Raw genomic sequence first — 22,555 nt, 5'->3', positions numbered from 1 at the left:
AGGTAATGAAAACGCTCAATATCTATCTTATGCGTCATGGAAAAGTAGACGCCGCGCCTGGCTTACATGGTCAGACTGATCTCAAAGTGAAAGAGGCCGAGCAGCAGCGAATCGCCATGGCTTGGAAAACCAAAGGATACGACGTAGCGGGGATAATATCGTCGCCGCTTTCTCGTTGTCACGATTTGGCGCAAATATTAGCTGAGCAACAATTGTTGCCAATGACCACCGAAGACGATCTGCAAGAAATGGACTTTGGTGACTTCGACGGCATGCCATTTGATTCGCTTACTGAACATTGGAAAAAACTCGATGCCTTTTGGCAATCACCCGCTCACCATTCGTTGCCTAATGCCGAGAGCTTAAGCACATTTTCTCAGCGCGTTAGTCGCGCTTGGTCTCAAATCATTAACGATATCAATGACAACTTGTTAATTGTCACGCATGGTGGCGTAATTCGAATAATTCTCGCTCATGTTTTGGGCGTGGATTGGCGCAATCCTCAATGGTATTCGACATTGGCGATAGGAAATGCCTCAGTCACTCATATAACAATTACTATTGATGACCAAATTTACGCCTCAGTTCGTTCAATAGGCGTGCCTCTTGTAGAAGATTAAAATCAGGCGCTGTTGGCCTTCAACGTGAAACAAATCAAGGAAGAAAAGCAGCCCTAGTCATGGAAGAAATCGGCTTCCTAAATCCTATCTTGTTAGGAGGAAGAGGAAAGACCGATTCGATTACATCAAAAGGAACTCTAAAAAATGACCACTCCTAGTTGGGACTTATCCATCGTTTACAACGACCTTGCCGACCCTCGAATTCAAGACGATATCGCACTTGTTGAGCAATGTATTGACCTGCTGAATAAGCAATCGCAAGATTGTGAAAATGTTGAAGTGATGCAAAATGCCATTCTGACCAACGAAGCAGCAAGTCGCTTGGCGGGCACGGTCTACAACTTCGCCAATTGCTACTCCTCAGTGAACGCTACTAACGCCGAAGCGAAAGCGCTTTCTGGTCGTATGATGCGTATTTTCTCTGAATTGTCTCAAGCGTTTAGTGCTTTCGAACTTACCTTAACGCATGCAGATGATGAGTTCATTGCTCGCGTTCTCGATCACGAAAATCCAGACATCAGCGGTCAAGCTTTTCCTATTATGGAGTCGAGAAAACTGGCAGATACACGCTTGAGTATGGAAGAAGAGAAGCTTTTAGCTGCGATGAGTGTGGACGGCAAATCTGCGTGGGGCAATTTGTACGACAACTTGACGGGTTCGCTAAAAGTTACGTTAGACCATGCTGATGGCAGTACTGAAGAGCTCGGTTTCTCCCAAGCTGCAAGTATCCTTTACGGTTCAGAGTTTGACCGCCAAGAAGCGGCATGGCGTGGTGTCCAAAAAGCAATGGAAACGCACCAAGAGTCTTTCGCCGCGATTTTAAATGCACTTGCAGGCTGGCGTTTAACTGAAAACAAAAAGCGCTCGACTAAGCGAGAGGTACACTTTTTAGATCCAAGTTTGTACGGTAGCCGCATTCAATCTGAAACCTTGGCTGCCATGATGAAAGTGGCGAAGGACAGTCGTGATATTGGTCAAAAAGCCGGTAAATTGATGGCGCAAGTGCACGGTTTGGATGAGATGAAGCCGTGGAACCACCTTGCTGCAATGCCTGCATTAAGCGGTGATGCTAAAGTCTACGATTTCAATGAAGCAATCGATGTGATTTGCGAAGCGTTTGAAACCGTCAACCCAGAGATGTCTGAGTTTGTGCGTTTAATGGTTCAAAACGGTTGGATAGATGCGGCGCCAAATGCCAATAAACGTTTGGGGGCGTACTGCACTAAGCTACCAGCCACGCGCACACCGTTGGTATTCATGACGTGGAGTGGTAGCCGTTCTGATTTGATGACATTGGCTCACGAACTTGGTCATGCCTTCCATAACTGGGTTATTCGAGATCTGCCGCTTTGCCAAACTTACTACCCAATGACACTGGCAGAAACCGCTTCTATTTTTGCAGAGAATATCGTACGCGATCATTTGATCTCGAAAGCAGAAAGTGTGGACGACAAACTCGAAATGCTGTGGGAAGAGTTGTCTTCTGCGCTGGCGTTAATGATCAATATTCCTGTTCGATACGAGTTTGAAAAAGCATTCTACGAACGTCGTCAGGAGGGAGAATTAACCGCTCAGGATTTCTGTAATCTGATGTCAGAAACGTGGGAAGATTGGTACGGAGACGTGATGAGTGAAGCTGACCCCTATTTTTGGGCAAGCAAGCTGCACTTCTCGATTGCCGATGTGAGTTTCTATAACTATCCATATCTATTCGGCTTCTTGTTCAGTAAAGGCATTTATGCGCAACGTGAAGCTAAAGGTGAAAACTTCTACATTGATTACGTTAATTTACTGCGTGATACTGGCAACATGATGGCAGAAGAGGTGGTTGAAAAACATCTATCGATGGACTTAACCAAACCAGACTTCTGGCAACAAAGCGTGGAGCTTGTACGCGACAAAGTCGATGAGTTTGAACGCCTACTTGCGCAGCGTAGCCAATAGGAGGTTGAGTTCTGTTGACTCTAGTCGATGAATCTTGCGCGGATAGGGCTTCAGTTCGAACTATTTGGTGGTACTGGCGGTATCTTTGGTTCGCATAGCCGTTTGCTCATAGAAGCAGTGACAAAGCAAATGACCATGTGTTGTATAAAGAATCCGCACACCGCCGAAAAAATCGGCTCAAAAGGTTAACAGACACTCAAACTTGATCAAATCATAATGATCTTACAGAAGGCTGTGGTAAAGTTCACAGCCCTAACACTTTGTAATTGTTTAAAAAATAAACGCCTCAATGCTTGATTTGAGTGCATGGCGCAAATGGGTATCGGATTTTTGATAAATTTAGCGGTTTCTACTCATAAGTGAGATCGCAGCAACAAAAATTCTTTGTACAATTTATTAACATACCCGCCGTGCTATTAAGGAGTAACGCATGACGAAGTCTCTCTTTCGCCAATCGTTTTTAACTGACACGTTAGATGTTCATATTGATGTAGTGCCAGCGGAGCAGGTGCTATCAAACGGCGTACAACTCAAACTCTATCAGCGTGGTGTGCTAGAAGTCATTCCTGAAAACCCGACTCAGGACACGAAGAACATCATCATCTCTTGTGGTATTCATGGGGATGAAACCGCACCGATGGAGCTGGTGGATTCGATCATTAAAGACATCGAATCTGGATTCCAGAAAGTCGATGCACGTTGCCTATTCATTATTGCTCACCCTGAGTCAACTCTGGCGCATACACGATTCCTAGAAGAAAACCTCAATCGTCTATTCGATGAAAAAGAGCACGAACCAACGAAGGAACTGGCGATTGCTGACACGCTGAAACTGTTGGTGCGAGATTTCTATCAAGATACAGACCCAAAAACGCGTTGGCACCTAGATTTGCATTGTGCAATTCGTGGTTCGAAACATTATACGTTTGCGGTAAGCCCAAAAACGCGCCACCCAGTTCGCAGCAAAGCGTTGGTGGATTTTCTCGATAGTGCGCATATTGAAGCTGTGTTGTTATCCAATTCACCATCAAGTACGTTCAGTTGGTACAGTGCAGAGAATTACGGTGCACAAGCGCTAACGATGGAGCTTGGCCGCGTCGCCAGAATTGGTGAAAATGCTCTGGACAGATTAACGGCATTTGACTTGGCTCTGCGTAATTTGATTGCAGAAGCTCAGCCAGAGCACTTATCGAAACCGTGTATTAAATATCGCGTAAGTCGCACTATCGTCCGCTTGCATGATGATTTCGATTTCATGTTTGACGACAACGTGGAGAATTTTACTTCGTTTGTTCATGGTGAAGTCTTTGGTCATGATGGCGACAAGCCTCTGATGGCTAAAAATGATAACGAAGCGATTGTCTTCCCAAATCGTCATGTCGCTATTGGTCAACGTGCTGCGCTGATGGTTTGTGAAGTAAAAACACGTTTTGAAGAGGGTGAGTTGGTTTACGATTAATCCAACATTACTCTTAGAAGTTAATTGCAATCTACCGAGGCTTAACTGTAAGGTTAAGCCTCGTTTGTTTTTATCGGCCACTATGGATTTTCAACAACTTATCTTGAACAAGGAGCGACGCTGGCAGCGTAATCTCGTGATTATGTCAGTCGTACTCGTTTTACTCTCTACTATTCATTTGATGGTCGGGGAGGTTTTCCTTTCTCCTTTTCAATCCCTCTCTGTATTTGAGCAAAAGCTATTACTGGATTTGCGTCTGCCAAGATTGGTCGCAGCAGCAATGATAGGAGCTGCATTGGCCGTATCTGGTGCCACACTACAAGTTTTGTTGGGGAATGTGCTGGCAGAGCCGGGCGTGCTTGGCATTTCTGGGGGCGCAAGTTTGGCGATGGTTTTGGTGATGTTCGCGTTGCCTGTGCTGCCAACGCCTATGATCTTTATGCTGGCGGCGATAGCTGGCTCGATGCTGTTCACGCTGATATTGGTTGGTATTGCTCGGGTGATGCATCTCACGACATCGCGTTTACTGTTAGTCGGTGTCGCGTTGGGTATTTTATCCAGTGCCATCGTGACATGGGCTTTTTACTTCAGTGATGATTTAAGTCTACGCCAGCTAATGTACTGGCTTATGGGGAGCATTGGTGGTGCGAGTTGGTATCAGCACACGGTAACATTAGTCATGTTCCCTGTTCTAGTTTGGCTATGTTGCCAAGGTAAACCGCTCGATAAGTTAATGCTTGGAGAGATTCATGCCACTCAACTCGGTGTCGATGTTCATCAGATGCGCTGGAAGTTGATTTTAGCCATCTCAGTGTTGGTTGGTTGCTCCGTCGCATTGGGTGGCATCATTAGCTTTGTTGGCTTGGTGGTTCCGCATTTGCTGCGATTAGCGTTTGGCACAGAAAACCGTTACTTGTTGCCACTGTCGGCGATATCTGGCGCAGCTTTGCTTGTTTTTGCAGATATTGGTGCGCGACTATTGCTGGATTCCGCAGAACTGCCTTTAGGTGTGATGACGACTTCTATCGGTGCGCCTATTTTCATTTGGATGTTGGTGAAGAGTCATGATGCGCGTTAAGCATATAGCGGTTGGAAGTCGTTTGCTGCCACTTTCATTTGAATGCAAAGCTGGCGAAGTCGTCCACGTTGTCGGACCAAACGGCTCTGGTAAGAGTACGTTGCTCGCAGCGATTTCTGGCACATTAACTGGCAGGGACGGAGCGAGCGGTGAAGTTCATGTGGACGACAAAAACTTGCTTACGTTATCTTTGTCGGAACAAGCTTATGTTCGCGGTTACTTATGTCAGCAATCTAGACCTGCATTTAACGTCGATGTTTTTCAATATCTTGCGTTGTCGTTGCCAAGTGGCGCTGCGATCACTGATGGTAAAGTTCGTGATGCCGTTAATATGGTGGTCGAGCTCGTCCAACTGCAAGATAAGTTGCACCGCAGCATTCAAACGCTATCAGGCGGCGAGTGGCAACGCGTACGCTTAGCGGGTGTATGCCTACAAGTGTGGAGAACGATAAATCCATACTCGCAGTTGTTGATTTTAGATGAGCCAGCCGCTCCGCTCGACATCGCTCAAGAAGGTTTGTTGTATCAGTTAATCAATGCTATCGCGGCACAAGGTATTAGCGTGCTCGTGGCGAACCATGATTTGAATCGCACCCTTAAACATGCCGATAAAGTGTTATTGCTCAGTAATGGTGTGTTGCATGCGTCGGGCAGGGCGGATGACGTGCTCTCCGAGACTGGTCTCGCTGAAGTGTTCAAAACTCAGGTCAGAAAAGTGATGATAGACGAGAGATCGTATTTGATCTTCGATTAGAGCCTAGGTTTGTGCTGATAAAATAAAAACGACCCGTATAAGGTCGTTTTTTTGTTTCTTGAATACTTAACCAAGTATTTATTGAGTTAGCGGTTTTAAGTCCGCAGGACGGTAGTAAACCGACTTGAGCACTTTGCCTTTACGTACGGTTTTGCCTTCAGACACGAAGTCTTGTGCACATTTTGCGATGATGTATTCGCCTTTTTGTACAGCCATCAACTTGATACCTTGCTCTGCGTAGAAGGCTTCGGTCTCAGTATACTCTTGCGCGTTGCGGCATACTTTGCTCATGTTGCTTGAATGAACTTCGTCCCAACAAGGAATAAAGTCGATTCCGCGGTTTACTGCAACGTTCAGTAAAAGATCAATGAGGTAGCTGATCGCTAGGTTATCTTCTACTTTGCTGTGACCAAGGTGAACTAGACGACCCATTAGAACGTAAACGCTGTCTACAATCGCATCGGCTTGTTCAGTTTTACAATCTGCTTCTGCTAGCTCTGTTAGCTCTTCGATCGCCAAAGAGGTGTGTAGTGTGTCTGCTTGTGCATCTAGGCTTGCAGCGTCTGCGACTGGTAGGTCGAACGTACTACGGAACTCGGTGATGTCACGGTATAAGTGATCAAAAATCTCTTGGGTTAGCTTTGACAGTTGCATTCTAATGTCCATTGAATCGATTGAAGGGGCAATGATACCAAACCGCACTTTAATCCCCAAGAGATCAGAATCTAACTGATTAGAAATCGTCTCTTGAGGTTCTAAACTGTGGGTTAACGAAATAGATAAGGGAAGAGCTTTTTACGTTCTTCTTCTGAAAGAGCAGAAACTCGCGCGATGTTTGTGTCGGGAATAGACTCAGGGTCAGGGTAGTGCTTCAACACCTTTTCCATACTCTCTTCTCGAATAAGATGGAAGATTGGGTATGGTGAACGATTGGTTAAGTTCTCGTCATCTTCTGGCGCTGCACCACCGAAGCAATAGTCGGGATGGAAAGTCGCCACTTGGAATATACCTTCCCAATCCTGTTGTTTGATCAGCCCTTCAACCCAATCGATGCAGAAGTTGTAGTCCCAGAAATCTTGCAGCATGTTAGGTACGACGACCAATGTTGTTTCCAGCTTTTCTGGTTCGGTGGTGCTGAGTTCAATAAGTTGCAGCAGAATATCCTCAAGCAGCGCTTCTTCTCGTGTTGCTTCGCTGACAAAAATCTTAATTTGTTTGTTACGCTGCGGCTTTGCAGCGAAAGGACACAAATTCAGACCAATCACGACATCATTAAGCCATTGATCGACTTGTTGCGTGATCGCATTAATATCTGTATTCGGTGTTTCTTGTGTTGAGCGCGTTGGCATACGACTTTCTTGCTTTTATGAATTTGGCGCAAGCATAGCAGAGAAGTCGATTAACTTCTTCCCAAGCTTGCTACATCAGTGTTGCTGTCGGTATCTACGCTTTCACAAATGTGTTTTAAGTAGGCAATGGCAGCAAACATCACGGCATACAAAACGCTTCCGCCAAGCAGTACGGTTGACCAACCGCCATGTTGCCAACAGTAGAGCAATAAAAACCCACCTAAACTTCCGCCAACATAGTAGTGCACCAAGTACAAAGCTGTTGCGGTTGCTTTTGCTTGTGTTGCGTTTTGGCCTACCCAGCCGTAAGCCAAAGTATGGGTAAAAAACGCGCCAAAACTAATCAGCAGAAGACCGATAAGCATAGCGGCGAGGCTCTCAAAAGCCGCAATCCACATGCCTGCCATGCTAACCACAGCGCCTAAGAACATACCTAGAATAGAAGAGCAACGTTTGCTCCAATGCCCTGCGCATCGAGAAGAAAAAGTTCCTCCCAAATAACAGATGAATATCAACGATGCCAGACCGACCGGAACGTTGTGCGGCGCGCTAACCAAACGAAAGCCCATCACTGAGTAAAGATTGACGAACAACGCAAAGTTAAGGCCGCCGATGAGCATTGCAAACCAAACCCGCTTATTTCGGAAGTGGCCAATAATGGCGCGATTTTGGTGTCTTAAGCTGCTGGATGAAGGTGTGAAGTTGCGCTGCTTTGGCAATAAGTAGTGCACGCAGATTACGCCAATCAGTGTTACAACCATCATGACTTCGATGGCGACATCGACACTAAAGTTATCCGCCAACAAACCGCCGCTAATACGTCCTGCGATACCACCTAATGAGTTTGCTGCAATGTAAGTACCAATGGCCATTGAAAATGCGTGCTTATCAAGTTCTTCTGCCATGTATGCGACGGCAACAGCGGCAAATGCGGCCAAAGCGATTCCGATTAATGCTCGGCATGCCACCAAAAATATAAATGAGTCTCCGAGTAGCATCAACGCAGAAATGGCAGGAATAGAGAACAAGCCAACCATCATCACTGGCTTACGACCGATGGATTCGGACAAGACCGCCATTGGCACCAAACTGAATGAAAGCGCTAACGTTGAGGCGGCAAACAACCAGTTAACCTGCGTTTCTGAAATGGAAAACAGCGTTGCGAAGGTCGGCAGCATAGGTTGTAAAAGGTATAGGTTAGAAAAAACCAAAAAAGAGCCAAGCGCCAGAGATAGCGTAATGCGTTTGTATTCCGGAGTACCAAAGCTGACCATGTTTCCTGCCTGATAGGAGCAATAAAGGAGATTGTGATCAATCTATCAGTTGGATATGGATTAAAAAAATATATTAAAAATATGGATACGATATATTTTTGATCTTATGGAATCGAAACAACTGAAACATTTTCTAGCTGTCGCTGAGCATGGCAATATCACCCACGCAGCTAAGGCACTTCATATCGCGCAACCAGCGTTAAGCATTTCGATAAAAAAATTCGAACAGTCACTCGGCGTGACGTTGTTTCGTCGTGAAGATAAGAAAATCAGCCTAACGAAAGAGGGGGAAACCTTACTCATTCACGCGCAGCGAGTGATTCAACAACTGCACGATGCGCAATTAGCGATTGATGAGCTAAAAGGTTTAGCGAAAGGAGAAGTTCGCCTCGGCACGCCTTCTATGATGGGGAGTTACTTCTTCCCGAGAATCGTGATGGCGTTTAAGAGCCAGTTTCCTGATCTGAAATTGACGCTCGTTGAGGCTGGCACGCAATCTATTCGTCGAATGTTGCTCAATGGACAACTCGATATCGGCGTGATCAGCTGTGACGATGTACCCGAAGATCTAGAAACGGACCATTTGTTCAGCAGCCAAATGGTGGCCGTTGTTGCTCCCGAGCATGAGCTAGCGCAGCGTGAAGCCATAACGTTTGATGAATTTTTCGAGCATGAATTGGTGATGTTTCAGCACGGATATTTTCATCGAGAATTCTTAGACCATGTCAGTGAAGAGCACGGTTTCAGCATGAAGTCTTCCTTTGAAACCAACTTGCTGCCGCTGATATTGAGCATCGTCAGGCAGGAGTTTGCCATTACGGCCCTGCTTGAGCTTGTTACTCAAAACGAGAAGGGGGTTGTTGGCATTCCGTTTTATCCACCAGTAACGCTCGATTTGGCACTAGCTTGGCGGAAAGAAGGGTATTTATCTATCGCAGATCGGACGTTTATTGATTTTGTGAAACGTTACGTCTGATACAAAAAGAGCTTCTTAATTCAGAAGCTCTTGTCACTATCCATTTATAGGCGATTAACTGCCACTGTACATCTTTTCGAAGTTCTTCGGATTCCAACCGATCATTACTCGGTCACCAATCTTCAATACAGGTACAGAGCGAGCACCAAGTGCATCAAGCTCTTTACGACCACGTTGCATTTTCGCGTTACAAAGGCGGTAATTAATGTTTTTCGAATCAAGATAACGTTGAGCATCTTTGCAGTGAGGGCATTTGTCTTTGACGTAAAGAACGACACGTTTCATTGAATTTCTCTCCATTATCATTGGGAGGCGAAGTCTACTATATGCTTCTTCAACTCTCCAGAACTTGATTTGTTGAGTAAAAGAATGAGGTTTGGAAAGTGAAAGTCATAAAAATGTAATGCCAATAAAGAACGTAAGGTTGGGAAAAAGTACCAAACGCTTTGATTGGTACCTGTAGCAATAGAACTTAAATATCCTTTTATCTACTATCTGAATGCTAATTGTTGTATTGATATGACGTTTTTATGAATTGTTGTAACTAATTCACTTAAACGTCGAGTTTTACTTTAAATTCGGAAGAGAAAATGTCAGGGAAGCGGGTCGCGAAAAATACTCTTTTTCAGATCGTCAAAATGCTAATTACGACCGTAGTTAACCTGTATATGGTACGTGTTTTACTCCATCAACTTGGTGTTGAAGGCTATGGTGTTTTCAACCTTATTGCCGGCGTTTTGGCGTTAATGCTGTTTTTAAATGGAGCAATGACAACATCAAGTCAGCGTTATTTGTCTTTTTACAGTACCCAACAGTTAGAAAAAAGAACTAGCGTCTTTGCTACCACAAAATCGCTACATATTGTTGTTGCTATGATTATTTTTTTACTGTTATTTTCACTTCAAACTTTTATTTTTGAAGATTTAATTAACATACCAGTATCAGTTGTTTCTTCCGCTCAATCGTTATACCAGATTATGGCTGTCGGCGTATTAGCATCTGTAGTAACCGTGCCATTTAATGCGCAAATTAATGCCAATGAAGATTTAGGTATTGATGCTGTGTTTAGTGTTTTTGAATCACTGCTTAAGTTGATTTCGGCATTTTTGATTATCCTCTTTGAAAATCAACTAGTCGCTCTGGGAACGTTGTTTGTCTCAGTTTCTTGGACAATGCTTATTGTGAAGGTGGTTTACTGTCGGATTAAATATGAAGAATGTAACCTTCTAAACTTCAAATTAGATATTGCCTTATTTAAAGAAATGATTGGCTTCACTAGTTGGAACTCGTTTGGCGCCATTTGTGGCGTTGCTAGAGTTCAAGGCTTAGCTGTTGTGCTTAATCATTTCTTTGGCGTTTATATCAATGCTGTTTATGCCATTGCTGTTCAAGTAAATGGAAAGCTAAAGGAATTTAGCATTAACATCATGAAAGCATTCAATCCACGAATCGTAAAGGCAGAAAGCAAGGGTAATAGGGAGGAAATGCTCCACTTATCCATGTTAGCAAGCCGTTTTAGCTTGTTGCTTTACTCAGTCATCGCGCTGCCGATCTTTTTTGAAACAGATTTTATGTTGTCGATATGGTTGGGAGATTATCCTGATGGTGTACTGACTTTTATCAAGCTATTTTTAGTACTTGCGTTTGTAAACCTTACGACGGTTGGTCTTCAAACGGCTATACAAGCAACCGGAGACGTAAAGGCTTACCAGTCAACAATTGGGTCAGTGCTGCTGCTAACTGTGCCATTGGCCTATATTTTCCTATCGTTAGGTTATCCCCCTTACACCGTTATCGTTGTTTCCATTTTTATGGAGGTAGTTTCTTGTGGAATGAGGCTCGCTTTTCTCAAGCTCAAAGCCGGGTTATCCATTAAGAAATATATATTGTTTGTCATCAACAAAGCGCTTCAAGTACTAATACCAACGATAGCCGTATTGTTTTCATTAACGATAAGTTTCGAGCAAAGTATTTTAAGGTTTATTTCTACCACTTTGGTTTCATTCGGGATGATTAGCTTTTTAACGTATTGGCTGGTGTTAGGTGTAGAAGAAAAGAAAATGATAAGACTAAAGGTATAAGAGCATGACAGCGAAAAAGTTGGTGATGGTTGGCTATACACATGACACAAACCTTGGTGATCAAGTGATAGCAGATAGTGCAGAATATCTTATAAAGAAGAATATTATAGATAATGAATTCTCTGTTGAAAGGTTTAACCTAAATTATTCAAACGAATTTAATAGTTTTAAAAAATTAAAAAGAAAAGTAATAAATAAAATTTTAAGCAGACTATCTTCTTGCTCATCGTTTGATTATAAAGTTGGCTGTTATAAACGAGATTACAAAAATAAATTTAATGATGCGTCTGCAATTGTATTTGCAGGCGGAGGAATGATTAAGTTTAAGTACCAAGATTGTTGGGCGCATATTTCTGCTTTAGTTGACACGGTTGCGAATAAGCCATGCCCGATTTTTTTCAACGCTGTGGGCGTCGAAGGTTATGACCAAAGCAACTACAAATGTCGATTGTTAAAAGAAAGTCTGAATCATAGTGCTATAAAAATGGTTACGACACGTGATGATTTGAGCTTGCTCAATGATGGCTACATAGAAAACGGGTACATCAAAACCGCTCAAGTAGCAGATTCAGCAGTTTTCAGCTCAGAAGTTTATGGGATACAGAAAAAATCGCGAGATGTTGTCGGGCTTGGATTGGTGCGTGCAAGGATCTTCAAAGATAACGGTATTGATCTGGATAGAACGCAAGTTATCGAGCTATATGCCTCGCTTATTTCAGAACTGGAAGCTCGAGGGCAATCTTATCAGCTGTTTACTAATGGCTTGAAAAGCGACGTAGATATTCTAGAAGATCTGGAGACCTATCTAGGGAAGCAACTAAACGTTATTGAGCCACAAACGCCAAGAGAGCTGGTTGAGCTTATTTCAACATTTAAATGCACAATCGCCGCTCGACTTCATGCCTGCATTATTTCTTATTCTTTGACTGTTCCTGTTGTAGGGCTTGTTTGGAACAACAAAGTCAAAATGTTCGGTGAGTGTATAGGCTATCCAGAACGTTTCTTTTCCCATCAAGATTTTGATGCAAATGAGATCATTGATCGCTTAACTCTGTCTGTCGCGGAAGGTTACGAACCTAATCACTATGAACGATATAGAGAGACGGTGAACACTAGCATTAACAAAATGATATCTATGATTTAGGAGTGAATTATGAATGTTGCCTTGATTTTTGCTGGTGGTGTCGGAACCCGAATGCAAAACAGCACTAAACCGAAGCAGTTTTTAGAGCTATATAACAAGCCAGTAATTATATACACACTTGAGAAGTTTGAAGAGAACAAAAACATTGATGCCATTGTTGTAGTTTGCGTTGAACCGTGGATCGATTATTTACGCAAACTGTTGTTCAAATTTGATATTCAGAAAGTGAAGTTTGTTATTCCCGGTGGTGAAACTGGTCAGGAGTCGATATTTAACGGCTTATGTAAGATAGAAGAAGAGTTTGATCATAACTCTGTTGTATTGATTCATGATGGCGTTCGACCTTTAATCAATGACGAAATTATCAACCGAAATATCGAAGCGGTCAAAAGTCACGGTAGTGCGATCACTACTTGTCCTCCAGTAGAGACCTTTGTCCTTGTCGACAATGAAGACGTCGTGAAAGACGTTCACGATCGTTCGTTATCTCGATTAGCGAAAGCGCCACAAAGCTTTTATTTGCGCGATATTCTTAAAGTACATCGTCAAGCGCGTGAGGACTGTTACACCGAAGCGATCGATTCATGTTCGTTGATGACAAAGTACGGATACGATGTCCGCCTAGTCTCTGGCATTTCTGAAAACATTAAAATCACGTCACCCATCGATTTCTTTATTTTTAAGGCAATAATCGATACGCAGGAAAATCTACAGGTTTTTGGTTAATTATATGAAAAATAATCGGATTAATATCATCAGTGATGATAACGAGCAATTGTACTTGAGCCAGAAGTCATGGGATTTGTTGCGAAATAAAACTGTACTTGTTACGGGTGCGACAGGAATGCTTGCAGCTTGTATGGTTCGCTTTTTTGTTTATCTCAATAGAAAAGATCAACTGAACATCAGAGTTTTGCTGTTAGCCCGTAGTGAACAGAAAGTTCAAAACTTATTTGGTGAGCTGACCGGTGAATTTGAATGTTTTTACCAAGATGTTTGCCAGCCGATTGAGTTTGATGACGAAGTCGATTTCGTTATTCATGCGGCGAGTAATGCAAGCCCACATCACATCAAACATGATCCTGTTGGGATTATTCAGGCCAACGTTGTTGGAACCATGAATTTGCTTGAGCTCGTTAAAAACAAACGAGTAAAAAACTTTTTGTTCATGTCCACTCGTGAAGTGTATGGAAACTTAGAGAGTCAAGAGCTGATCCGCGAAAGGGACTTTGGCAGCTTTGACCCATTGGACTCAAGATCTTGCTACCCAGAGAGTAAAAGAATGGCTGAGACATTGTTACAAAGCTACGCCATTCAGCATGACGTTCCTTTCACTGCAGTGCGAATCGCTCATTCTTACGGGCCAGGTATGTTCCTAAATGATGGACGCGTGATGTCAGATTTAGTTGGTTGCGTGATAGATAATCAACCAATAGTGCTGAAAAGCGATGGAAGTGCGCTGCGCTCATTTTGCTATGTCACAGATGCTGTATCAGCAATGCTTTTGGTGTTGTTAAAAGGTGAGGTAAATACCGCGTACAACATTGCCAATGAAACGGAAGAAGTTTCTATATTGCAACTGGCAAACCTTCTTTCGGACCTAGGCGGTGGCATTTCTTCTGTTAAGCATGAAATATCTAACGACAATGCGTATTGTCAATATAAAAGAACCAAGTTGTGTACGGAGAAAATTGAAGCTCTGAGCTGGAAGCCAAGGGTTGATCTGAAATCTGGTCTAGAGAAAACCATCGAGTTTATTAGGTAAGTTAAATTGAAAAAACTAACATTTGAGCAGCTCAGAAGCGTACAGATGTCTATTTTAGATAGAGTGCATCTGTTTTGTGAGCGTCACGATTTGGAGTACTCGCTGGCGGGTGGAACGCTGTTAGGGGCGATACGTCACAAAGGTTACATTCCTTGGGATGATGACATCGATATTATGATGCCAAGGGAAGATTACGAATACCTGTTGCAAAATTTTGCCAAAGAGTATCCTGATTTCACGTTTTTCAATTTGGACACCAAGCACAATCCTTATCCGTTTTTGTTCAGCAAGCTATCTCTGAATGATTCTGTTATTTCGAACGGGCGAATTAAAGGCGTCGGGATCAATATTGATATATTTCCTATTGATAGCCTTGGTAAAGAGAAGGGGGCAGCAAAGTTACGCTTTTCATTAATGAAAGCGATCAACTTTTTCGCTCGTATTCAACGTTCGAGACATGATAGGGCAAACCCAATAGTAAATATCGCATTCCGGTTGTTTCAAAAGTGCTTAAAGCTTTTGCCTAAAAAATGGTTTCTATCAGCAATCAAAGGGTTGTGTTCAACATGCTCAGTTAATGATGATGGTTATGCCGTGAGCATTGGCAGCAGTTACCTTGCTAAAGAGTTTACGGAGTCATCGCTTTATCATGATTATACTTCGTGCCCATTTGAAGATCGTCAATATAAATGCATCGCTAGATACGATGATTACCTATCCATGATTTATGGTGACTACATGCAGTTGCCAAAAGAACAGGATAGAGAAAACCACGATAACGTAGGTTTTATCAAAGAGCACTTGCTTCCTATGTAGTCCCGTTATGCCTAGCTTCTCTACAAGGTTAGGCAATAACACAACAATTTATCCTTGTTAAAGTTGCGTACGGTCGACTGTTATTGGTATTACAGATTGATAAAAGCTAGAATTGGCGCCTTTATTTTGTCATAGCAGACTTAACACTCATGCATCCGTCACTTCGATACATTCAAGGCTATCCTCAGAACATCGTTGAGCAGGTGAGCTCATTGGTCGACAATGGAAAACTGATCCCTTGGTTCGAAAAGCGCTATCCAGATAGACACCAAATCAAAAGCGAGAAGGCTCTCTACGAGTATGCAATAGCGATTAAAAACCGCTATATGAAGAAAGCCTCACCAATCAGTAAAATAGTCTACGATAAGAAAATTCATGCGGTGAACAACGCGCTGGGGCTTCATAGTGTGATCAGCCGAAATCATGGCGGGAAGCTAAAGTCAAAAAACGAAATTCGCATTGCGAACGTTTTTAAAGATGCGCCAGAGGCACTGTTGCGAATGTTAGTGGTGCATGAGCTGGCTCATACTCGCGAGAAGAATCACGATAAAGCGTTTTACCAACTGTGTTGTTACATGGAGCCTGAGTATCACCAACTCGAATTTGATGCTCGTCTGTTTATGATTTACCTCGATTTAAAAGCGAACTCGAATGAAGAACAATAGCCACAACGCGAAACAGGCTCCGTCTAAAGCAGCTAAGCCAAAGCATGATAACGACGTTAACAAGGCCAAGCCGAAGCGTGTAAAAAAGAAAGCAGCAGTGAAAGCGAAACTATCGGCAGAAAAGAGCGATGTGGATTTTATCAAGATTGCTAAAAGTGGCTTGCATGAAAGTAATGCGCATCGTGGTCGCTATAATTTCAAAAAGCTAATCGCCAGTGAGCCATCGCTGGCATCGTTTGTTATCAAGAATCCTAAAGGCGAAGATTCAATCAACTTCTCTGACCCGAATGCAGTGAAAATGCTTAACAAAGCACTTCTCACGGCGTATTACGACATTGATTTTTGGGATATTCCTGAGCACTATTTATGTCCACCAATTCCTGGTCGAGCGGACTACATTCACCGGCTGGCAGAACTGCTTGATGGTGAAGTCAAAGGAAAGTACCGCCATCAGAATGTACGCGCGCTGGATGTGGGTGTTGGAGCAAACTGTATTTATCCGATCGTCGGTGTTACTCAATACGGCTGGCACTATACGGGCAGCGATGTTGATCCGAAATCCATAGACTCCGCAGCCAATATCGTTGAGCGCAACGTCGCGTTAAACGGAAAAATTGAACTCGTACAACAAATGAGCGAGTTACACATCTATCGCGGTGTAATTCAGCCAAATGATCGCTTTGATGTGACGACCTGTAACCCGCCGTTTCATCGTTCAGCAGAAGATGCTGCGATGGGCAGTCAGCGTAAACTAGACAACCTAAAAGCAAACCAGCGCAAAAAAGGGGTCAAGCAGCAAAATAGCCCAGTGAAGCAGGGCAAGCCAACGTTGAACTTTGGTGGTCAAAACGCCGAGCTTTGGTGTGAAGGTGGAGAAGCGGCGTTTATTCGTCGAATGGCCGATGAAAGCCAAGCATTCAGCTCTCAAGTGCTGTGGTTTACGACGTTGATTTCGAAAAAAGACAACGTGCGTCCGATGCGTAAGCAGCTAGAAAAGCTGGGAGTTAAAGCGATTCGTGTGGTGGAAATGAGCCAAGGCCAAAAAATCAGTCGTTTTATGGCTTGGTCATTCATGGACAAGCAGCAAAGAAAGACTTGGATTGAGCTGAAATAATTTTATCTACTTGTATTTGTTCAGCAGAATAGATAAGAAAAGCCCGCAATTTTCAGCGGGCTTTTTGATCAACGTTTGGTGACTGGTTCACAATTCAGTGCTGTTAGTGGCACAAACTGGTCTGTTTTCGCGTAGAACAGTCCGCAGGTTGTACCGCGAATCTGCAATGTGTACTGGTCAGGAAAATCGGTATAGCTACCGTCTAGTAGCACGTTATCCTTGCCTTTAACTCTGCCTTTCTCAATCAACAAGTGCGGAGACGATTCAAATACGTTGCTTGCGATTCTCGGTGCTGGCGTACCTTGAATTTGTGCAATCACAGCTTGTACTTCCGTTACGGCCTCCGGTGTGGTTTTAGTGCTTAAGGCTTCAACAGGTTCTCGTGACATTGCTTCACACCCCAAAATCGGTAGTGTTAGTCCAAGACAAGCACAAAGTCTTATAGCTGTTGCGCGCTTTGATCTAGTTGATCTCAACATGTATAGCCTCTGTTCTTAGTGGTGAACGGTGATCCTTAAGTGCTGGAGAGTCGCTGTTAAGTGGCATTGTGTTGAAACTCGCAGGCGACACTTGTGGACAAGTTCCTGTATCCATGTAGTTGAGTGCGGCAGATAGCATGCGCTCGGATGTATCGCCTAGCGGCTTCGTTAAGTCGTCATCTACCCAACAACCTTCAACTCGATTATCTAAACCAAGGTTGTTGCTAATTTGGCTCTTAGGTGTTGGAACAAAACCGTCGGCAAAGTCGCCAAATTGTTTTTCGTTCGCAGATTTAAACTGAATGGTGTAGTACATGGTGCCACAGTTCTGCTCGGGTGCGAATCCATAAGGTTTACCCATTGTGGTTGAGCCAATTTGGATAACATTAACATCAATACCGCGCAGTGCATTCATCAGTAATTCACTTGAAGAGGCCGTACCGCCAGAGGTCAGCACATAAACTTGCTGCTTGCCTAGAGTAGGCAACATTTGGTCTGAGAACTTGCCTGCTGCCCAGTCGATGGCTACGTTAGTAAATGGGTATACATTGTCGCCATTAGGTATGGTTTTCATGATCTTATCGTTGTGAATAAGCTCACTAAAGACACGATTTTTATCCGCGCCGCTGAGCATGTATCCCACTTGAGAAGATTGCAGCACTAAACCGCCGCCGTTGTATCGTAAATCGATAACAATTTCATCAACCTGAGCTTCTGCCAATTTATTAAAGGCGTTAATGAGCGGTGTTTGTGCACTTGGCTCGAACGAGTTGTATTGCAGGTAACCGACTTTTTTACCGTTGTGCTCAATGACTTTCGCATTACGAACCGGAGAAGTCGCAACATCTGCGGCTTTCAGTATTACAGACTTTCTGTATCCATCTACGGTTTCAAATGTAAACGAATACTCTTTATTTATTTCTGGACTAAATAGCGTGGTATTAATCGTGTTAATTTCTGCGTTGTTTGAAGTATTCACCACATCGATTGAGCCAATCTTTATTAACTTATCTCCACGAACAATACCGTTTAATGCGGCTGGAGAGTTGTCTTCCGTATAAGAAATACGAACGTCTCGAGGCTCTGTCGCTTGAATGAACGACCAATTAAATCCAAACCCAGCAACCAATCCCGATTGTGAGGATTTCATTTCATCATCATAAGGAATAGCGAAGTGAAAGCGATCTTTCGTTTTTCCAGTTGCAGTTGTTTCAGAAGTCACGAGTGAGTGGAAATAAGCAATGACACTGCTGTAAAAGCTTGGGTTTCTATCCGGTACTTCATCGTACCAAAGGTAGGTTTCATTGGTAAAAGCACGTAAAAAGAGTTTTTCTTGCAACGCTGAACCTGCTTTGTCTGGGTATGGTTGGTAACCCGCGTACGGATCTAAGCCCGTTCTTAGCGTTTCACATCGGTTGGCAAATTCGTTAGAGGTTTTACTGTAATCGCCTTGCGTCCATGCCGAATTGGTTGACGTATTGATGGATGGAGAAGCGCCGTCGCCACCACCACAGCCTTGTAATAACGCTAGAGTAACTGCCGTTGCAATAGAATACTGAAATTTCATATTTGTATGTCCCTACAAGTGATGATTTTATAATTATTTAATCTGCTTATTTTTATTTCCTTAGCATTGATGAATGTATAAATTTCAACTGTTTATGCGCAAATTTATATTTAAATATTGTGATAGGTTTAACGGAAGGTAGGTTAGTGTTTTAGCAGTATATTTATATGTGGATATTTAAATGACGTGTTTTAACAGAATTTAATGTCAATTAAATGGATTGGTTTGAACAAGTATACTGACTTGTTCAATTTATTTTAAGTTTGGAATTAATATTGGTATGTGCGATTTAATTTAAATACGTTGATTGAGCTGAGAAACATACTTTAATAAATCCCCATCAATATTAGGTAATCCGTCAGAGAAAAATATTTGTGTTCCTGGAGTGCAACGCATTAAAACGTTAGTTAACTCGCCATCTTGGTTGGAGGTATTGAGCGCATTGAACTTGACCAGTTTATTGTAAACATCATCTTCTAACTGCAATCGCTGCGCTTCGGTCAGACGAATACGACCAATACAAATACCGGGGCTGACTTCATGCGAAAGTGATTCTTTCTGAAAACGTTCACGAAATAGAGAGTCGAGATCTGAGCCTTCTTCCATCAAAAATCGGCGGCCGGAGCGATAAAACAAACCATCACCAAAATCTTCCACATAACCGAGAATCTCTGCAATGCGGAGGTAAAAACGCAAGCTTGTCTCTGTTAGGTTGTACATTTCAGCAATCTTTTTCGGCTCAAGATTTCGAGATGTCACCATATAGATGAAGTCGAGGAGGTAAGGGTGTTCGAGAAAGAGTGCACTTTGTTCATCCGTCAGCATTTGTTCGTTTTCATGCTGGAGTTGGTTGGCTAAATTGGCTAGCTCGATCAGGTCAGTATTTAGGTAGTTTAGGTAGAGGAGAATTTTATCCAATCCGAGAGAGGGATTGTGAAGGTGTCGTTTAATACTCGAGAGAGGAATGCCACTTTTCTCTGATAAAGAGCTGTAACACAGCCCTTCGTCTTTTATTTTTTGTCGCAGCGCCGCCAACAGAAATTTAGGTCCAACATTCATCCGTGATTCCGCTAAGTTATCTGTTTAGTTATTTGGGCTCTGTCTTTCTAACAGCAAGTTACGAATAGCTGTACCTGCTTCTAGAATGTGTTTTTTCAGCAGATATTTTGCGCCATCAATATCTCTGTTCTGGCACATTTCAAACAAGGTCAAATGTTCTTGTTCCGCTTTTTTAATGCCTGTGGTGAATAACAACTGCATACGAATGTAGCGATCGCATTTGGTATTTAAGCTGTAAATCACATCCATGGTTTCTGGCATGTTGGCAGGTGCGTATAACGCTTTGTGGAATTCGTAGTTATAGTTACTCCATTCTTCCACTTCGTCGCCACTATTTACCACCGCTTCGAAACGTTCACGAACTTCACGAGCGCGTTCTAGATCTTCATCCGTCATGTTTTGAATCGCACGTTCCAGGATGTGGCATTCCACAACCGCACGCAGTTCAAATAGCTCATCGATTTTATCTGGAGACAGCTCAGTCACTGTCGCGCCTTTATGTGGCTCGAAACTGACTAAACCCTGCGCTTCCAATTGTACTAGTGCTTCACGCACAGGAATTCGGCTGACATTGAACTCTTTTGCTAACGCATCCTGACGTAAAGGCTGACCAGTTTTTAACTCGCCCTTCAGGATCTGAGTTCGAATTGCTTCTTCAACGAGCTGAGTACGCGTCTTAAAAACAGGTTTTTGTGACATTGAAGGCTCCCCTCAAAAATAAATATTGTATCCAATCCATTTAACTCTAGTAGTTTATTGTTTTTCCGGCTTAAGCCAACTACGAAATAAGGTTTTGAGAAGTAGAGTGAATTAAAAGGCACCAACTGGTGCCTTTTTGAACCATTTAGCTAAGAGTATGTTGCCTGTTATGACGTTTTACCGTCGATAGCGCGTTGGATGTTTAACGGGTTAGACGTTTTTAACGAATCGGGCAACAAGCTTTCTGGTAACGCTTGGTAAGCGACCGGGCGTAACCAACGGTGAATGGCTTCTGCTCCGACAGAGGTTGATGCCACATGGGTCGACGCAGGATACGGCCCACCATGAACCATCGCATAACCAACCTCTACGCCAGTTGGCCAGCCATTGAACACTAGGCGTCCGGCAATTTCTTCCAGGTATGGAATCAACTGCTCAGCGAGTGATGCATCTGCTTCAGTCGCGTGGATGGTAGCGGTCAGGGTGCCGCTCAGTGTTTCACTTAGATCGAGTAAGTCCTCGAAGTCCTTACAGACAACAATCACTGATTGAGGGCCGAAAATCTCTTCTTCCCATTCTGGGTTTGTGCGCCAGTTTTGGCTGTCGGTGACAAACAGCGCAGAGGCGACATTTGGAGAGTCAGCCTGAGAGTAAGTCACGTTAATACCCTGATCAGCGGCCCGCTTGACGACTTCGTTCTCATAGGTTTCTCGGATACCTTGAGTGAGAAGCGTAGAAGGGGACTGTTGACGAATCAAAGCCTGAGCGGTTTCGATAAAGGCTTGTGTTTCTGGAGTATTCAACGCGAACACTACTCCCGGTTTTGTACAAAACTGGCCGCAACCCATGGTCATTGATGCGACAAACTGCTCTGCAAGTGAAGCGTTGTTCTTCATCGCTTCTGGGAGAATAAAGGTTGGGTTAATGGCGCCGAGTTCTCCATAAAAAGGGATCGGCTCCGGTCTCTGTTGAGCAAGGTTGAATAAGGCGCGCCCTCCACTAACTGAGCCTGTGAACCCAACGGCTTTAATCTTTGGATGTGTCACTAACGCTTGGCCAAGTTCACGTTTGTTACCTTGAAGCAAAGTAAAAATAGCTGAAGGCAGGTCTTCTTTATTCAGTGCGTTTTCAATACATTCGGCGACGATTTGGCTCGTTCCCGGGTGCGCGGTATGACCTTTAACAATAACCGGACATCCAGCCGCAAGTGCAGATGCGGTATCGCCACCCGCGGCTGAGAATGCCAGCGGAAAGTTCGAAGCACCAAAGACGGCAACAGGGCCAATGGCAATTTGTTGGCGACGAATGTCAGGCTTTGGTAGAGGTTGGCGTTCAGGATTTGGCGTATCGAAGATGGCTTGATGATAACTGCCAGATTTTACAACCTCTGCGAACAATCGTAGCTGGTTAGCCGTTCTGCCGACTTCCCCCTCTAAACGTGCCTGTGGAAGCGCTGTTTCTAAATGCGCACACGCGACAATATCTTCACGTCTTGCTTCTAACTCTGACGCAATAGAGCAGAGTAGGTTGGCGCGCTTTTCGTTGCTGAGTCGGCGAAAGCTGCGTGCAACTTTGGCTGCAGCTTCTGCAGCTTGGTTAACTTCTATCTCGCCATGAACGGGAAACGCCGTCGTTAATAGTTCACCGGTAAAGGCGTTAGTGGCGTAAAACACCTGTGAGTTTTGCGAATTCATTGTTCTTCCTTACTGTCC

The 22,555-nt window shown here is 43.6% G+C and carries 22 protein-coding genes; 13 read left to right on the top strand and 9 right to left on the bottom strand.

The features are described from left to right. Positions 1-5 precede the first annotated feature (5 nt). From cobC to btuD, 5 genes are all read left to right on the top strand, one after another. Positions 6-620: an alpha-ribazole phosphatase gene (gene cobC / locus ACYJZR_RS09115; protein ID WP_140270891.1), complete on the top strand. Its 615-nt coding sequence runs from the start codon at positions 6-8 to the stop codon at positions 618-620. A 144-nt stretch (positions 621-764) separates the two neighbouring features. Continuing rightward, entirely contained in the window at positions 765-2,564 is a 1,800-nt protein-coding gene (locus tag ACYJZR_RS09110; RefSeq protein ID WP_461715816.1) for a M3 family oligoendopeptidase, read from the top strand. Between the two features lie 430 nt (positions 2,565-2,994). Beyond that, complete coding sequence (locus tag ACYJZR_RS09105) at positions 2,995-4,023, top strand: succinylglutamate desuccinylase (protein ID WP_140270893.1); 1,029 nt, start codon at positions 2,995-2,997, stop codon at positions 4,021-4,023. Between the two features lie 82 nt (positions 4,024-4,105). Next, positions 4,106-5,101: a vitamin B12 ABC transporter permease BtuC gene (gene btuC, locus ACYJZR_RS09100; protein WP_025612296.1), complete on the top strand. Its 996-nt coding sequence runs from the start codon at positions 4,106-4,108 to the stop codon at positions 5,099-5,101. Next, on the top strand, positions 5,088-5,855 hold the full coding sequence (gene btuD / locus ACYJZR_RS09095) for a vitamin B12 ABC transporter ATP-binding protein BtuD (RefSeq protein ID WP_029822879.1): 768 nt from the start codon (positions 5,088-5,090) through the stop codon (positions 5,853-5,855). Before btuC ends, btuD begins: the two co-directional genes overlap by 14 nt. Positions 5,856-5,933: 78 nt before the next feature. Here the strand turns inward: btuD and ACYJZR_RS09090 are convergent, their stop codons facing one another. The 3 genes from ACYJZR_RS09090 to ACYJZR_RS09080 all read right to left on the bottom strand — a co-directional run bounded on the left by ACYJZR_RS09090 (position 5,934) and on the right by ACYJZR_RS09080 (position 8,478). Next, a complete protein-coding gene (locus ACYJZR_RS09090; RefSeq protein ID WP_406964969.1) occupies positions 5,934-6,509 on the bottom strand; it encodes a nucleoside triphosphate pyrophosphohydrolase family protein in 576 nt (191 codons plus the stop codon). 113 nt (positions 6,510-6,622) lie between these two features. Beyond that, a complete protein-coding gene (locus ACYJZR_RS09085; protein WP_025540300.1) occupies positions 6,623-7,204 on the bottom strand; it encodes a DUF1415 domain-containing protein in 582 nt (193 codons plus the stop codon). Between the two features lie 50 nt (positions 7,205-7,254). Further along, positions 7,255-8,478 (bottom strand): MFS transporter, encoded by a 1,224-nt coding sequence (locus ACYJZR_RS09080; RefSeq protein WP_083135775.1) that lies wholly within the window; start codon positions 8,476-8,478, stop codon positions 7,255-7,257. Between the two features lie 106 nt (positions 8,479-8,584). On the opposite strand from ACYJZR_RS09080, the gene ACYJZR_RS09075 reads away from it, so the two are divergent. Further along, positions 8,585-9,454, top strand: coding sequence for a LysR family transcriptional regulator (locus ACYJZR_RS09075; protein ID WP_029855844.1), 870 nt, complete (start codon positions 8,585-8,587; stop codon positions 9,452-9,454). A gap of 54 nt (positions 9,455-9,508) precedes the next feature. Here the strand turns inward: ACYJZR_RS09075 and ACYJZR_RS09070 are convergent, their stop codons facing one another. Further along, positions 9,509-9,739 (bottom strand): glutaredoxin family protein, encoded by a 231-nt coding sequence (locus ACYJZR_RS09070; protein ID WP_005454961.1) that lies wholly within the window; start codon positions 9,737-9,739, stop codon positions 9,509-9,511. A 305-nt stretch (positions 9,740-10,044) separates the two neighbouring features. Between ACYJZR_RS09070 and ACYJZR_RS09065 the strand changes: the two genes are divergently transcribed. From ACYJZR_RS09065 to rlmF, 7 genes are all read left to right on the top strand, one after another. Next, positions 10,045-11,535, top strand: coding sequence for an MATE family efflux transporter (locus ACYJZR_RS09065; protein WP_069538225.1), 1,491 nt, complete (start codon positions 10,045-10,047; stop codon positions 11,533-11,535). A 4-nt stretch (positions 11,536-11,539) separates the two neighbouring features. Continuing rightward, positions 11,540-12,679 (top strand): polysaccharide pyruvyl transferase family protein, encoded by a 1,140-nt coding sequence (locus tag ACYJZR_RS09060; protein ID WP_406964973.1) that lies wholly within the window; start codon positions 11,540-11,542, stop codon positions 12,677-12,679. 9 nt (positions 12,680-12,688) lie between these two features. Next, positions 12,689-13,405, top strand: a complete 717-nt coding sequence (locus ACYJZR_RS09055; RefSeq protein ID WP_005454982.1) for an IspD/TarI family cytidylyltransferase — start codon at positions 12,689-12,691, stop codon at positions 13,403-13,405. After that, a complete protein-coding gene (locus tag ACYJZR_RS09050; protein ID WP_075983934.1) occupies positions 13,398-14,444 on the top strand; it encodes an NAD-dependent epimerase/dehydratase family protein in 1,047 nt (348 codons plus the stop codon). The genes ACYJZR_RS09055 and ACYJZR_RS09050 overlap by 8 nt, the downstream gene beginning before the upstream one ends. Before the next feature lie 6 nt (positions 14,445-14,450). Continuing rightward, positions 14,451-15,260, top strand: a complete 810-nt coding sequence (locus ACYJZR_RS09045) for a LicD family protein (protein WP_005455037.1) — start codon at positions 14,451-14,453, stop codon at positions 15,258-15,260. 149 nt (positions 15,261-15,409) lie between these two features. Continuing rightward, a complete protein-coding gene (locus ACYJZR_RS09040; RefSeq protein WP_406964977.1) occupies positions 15,410-15,925 on the top strand; it encodes a M48 metallopeptidase family protein in 516 nt (171 codons plus the stop codon). After that, a complete protein-coding gene (gene rlmF, locus ACYJZR_RS09035; RefSeq protein WP_140242913.1) occupies positions 15,912-17,039 on the top strand; it encodes a 23S rRNA (adenine(1618)-N(6))-methyltransferase RlmF in 1,128 nt (375 codons plus the stop codon). The genes ACYJZR_RS09040 and rlmF overlap by 14 nt, the downstream gene beginning before the upstream one ends. Before the next feature lie 68 nt (positions 17,040-17,107). On the opposite strand, the gene ACYJZR_RS09030 is transcribed toward rlmF, so the two are convergent. From ACYJZR_RS09030 to ACYJZR_RS09010, 5 genes are all read right to left on the bottom strand, one after another. Next, a complete protein-coding gene (locus ACYJZR_RS09030; RefSeq protein WP_461715815.1) occupies positions 17,108-17,428 on the bottom strand; it encodes a hypothetical protein in 321 nt (106 codons plus the stop codon). A 73-nt stretch (positions 17,429-17,501) separates the two neighbouring features. Beyond that, positions 17,502-19,085, bottom strand: coding sequence for a S41 family peptidase (locus ACYJZR_RS09025; RefSeq protein ID WP_140271134.1), 1,584 nt, complete (start codon positions 19,083-19,085; stop codon positions 17,502-17,504). Between the two features lie 294 nt (positions 19,086-19,379). Then, positions 19,380-20,144: a hypothetical protein gene (locus ACYJZR_RS09020; RefSeq protein WP_021822822.1), complete on the bottom strand. Its 765-nt coding sequence runs from the start codon at positions 20,142-20,144 to the stop codon at positions 19,380-19,382. Between the two features lie 24 nt (positions 20,145-20,168). Then, positions 20,169-20,843 carry a GntR family transcriptional regulator gene (locus ACYJZR_RS09015; RefSeq protein WP_025521730.1) on the bottom strand — a complete coding sequence of 225 codons (675 nt, stop codon included), beginning with the start codon at positions 20,841-20,843 and terminating at the stop codon, positions 20,169-20,171. Positions 20,844-21,010: 167 nt separating this feature from the next. Next, positions 21,011-22,537, bottom strand: a complete 1,527-nt coding sequence (locus ACYJZR_RS09010) for an aldehyde dehydrogenase (NADP(+)) (RefSeq protein ID WP_406964981.1) — start codon at positions 22,535-22,537, stop codon at positions 21,011-21,013. Between the last annotated feature and the right edge of the window lie 18 nt (positions 22,538-22,555).

It is taken from the genome of Vibrio sp. RC2502 (genome assembly GCF_054850435.1).
This window is presented reverse-complemented; position numbering and strand designations above follow the sequence as displayed.

Excerpts from the sequence above, each read along its gene's own strand:
- cobC (WP_140270891.1), top strand. The coding sequence starts at position 6 with ATGAAAACGCTCAATATCTATCTTATGCGTCATGGAAAAGTAGACGCC.
- ACYJZR_RS09110 (WP_461715816.1), top strand. The coding sequence starts at position 765 with ATGACCACTCCTAGTTGGGACTTATCCATCGTTTACAACGACCTTGCC.
- ACYJZR_RS09105 (WP_140270893.1), top strand. The coding sequence starts at position 2,995 with ATGACGAAGTCTCTCTTTCGCCAATCGTTTTTAACTGACACGTTAGAT.
- btuC (WP_025612296.1), top strand. The coding sequence starts at position 4,106 with ATGGATTTTCAACAACTTATCTTGAACAAGGAGCGACGCTGGCAGCGT.
- btuD (WP_029822879.1), top strand. The coding sequence starts at position 5,088 with ATGATGCGCGTTAAGCATATAGCGGTTGGAAGTCGTTTGCTGCCACTT.
- ACYJZR_RS09090 (WP_406964969.1), bottom strand. The coding sequence starts at position 6,509 with ATGCAACTGTCAAAGCTAACCCAAGAGATTTTTGATCACTTATACCGT.
- ACYJZR_RS09085 (WP_025540300.1), bottom strand. The coding sequence starts at position 7,204 with ATGCCAACGCGCTCAACACAAGAAACACCGAATACAGATATTAATGCG.
- ACYJZR_RS09080 (WP_083135775.1), bottom strand. The coding sequence starts at position 8,478 with ATGGTCAGCTTTGGTACTCCGGAATACAAACGCATTACGCTATCTCTG.
- ACYJZR_RS09075 (WP_029855844.1), top strand. The coding sequence starts at position 8,585 with ATGGAATCGAAACAACTGAAACATTTTCTAGCTGTCGCTGAGCATGGC.
- ACYJZR_RS09070 (WP_005454961.1), bottom strand. The coding sequence starts at position 9,739 with ATGAAACGTGTCGTTCTTTACGTCAAAGACAAATGCCCTCACTGCAAA.
- ACYJZR_RS09065 (WP_069538225.1), top strand. The coding sequence starts at position 10,045 with ATGTCAGGGAAGCGGGTCGCGAAAAATACTCTTTTTCAGATCGTCAAA.
- ACYJZR_RS09060 (WP_406964973.1), top strand. The coding sequence starts at position 11,540 with ATGACAGCGAAAAAGTTGGTGATGGTTGGCTATACACATGACACAAAC.
- ACYJZR_RS09055 (WP_005454982.1), top strand. The coding sequence starts at position 12,689 with ATGAATGTTGCCTTGATTTTTGCTGGTGGTGTCGGAACCCGAATGCAA.
- ACYJZR_RS09040 (WP_406964977.1), top strand. The coding sequence starts at position 15,410 with ATGCATCCGTCACTTCGATACATTCAAGGCTATCCTCAGAACATCGTT.
- rlmF (WP_140242913.1), top strand. The coding sequence starts at position 15,912 with ATGAAGAACAATAGCCACAACGCGAAACAGGCTCCGTCTAAAGCAGCT.
- ACYJZR_RS09030 (WP_461715815.1), bottom strand. The coding sequence starts at position 17,428 with ATGTCACGAGAACCTGTTGAAGCCTTAAGCACTAAAACCACACCGGAG.
- ACYJZR_RS09025 (WP_140271134.1), bottom strand. The coding sequence starts at position 19,085 with ATGAAATTTCAGTATTCTATTGCAACGGCAGTTACTCTAGCGTTATTA.
- ACYJZR_RS09020 (WP_021822822.1), bottom strand. The coding sequence starts at position 20,144 with ATGAATGTTGGACCTAAATTTCTGTTGGCGGCGCTGCGACAAAAAATA.
- ACYJZR_RS09015 (WP_025521730.1), bottom strand. The coding sequence starts at position 20,843 with ATGTCACAAAAACCTGTTTTTAAGACGCGTACTCAGCTCGTTGAAGAA.
- ACYJZR_RS09010 (WP_406964981.1), bottom strand. The coding sequence starts at position 22,537 with ATGAATTCGCAAAACTCACAGGTGTTTTACGCCACTAACGCCTTTACC.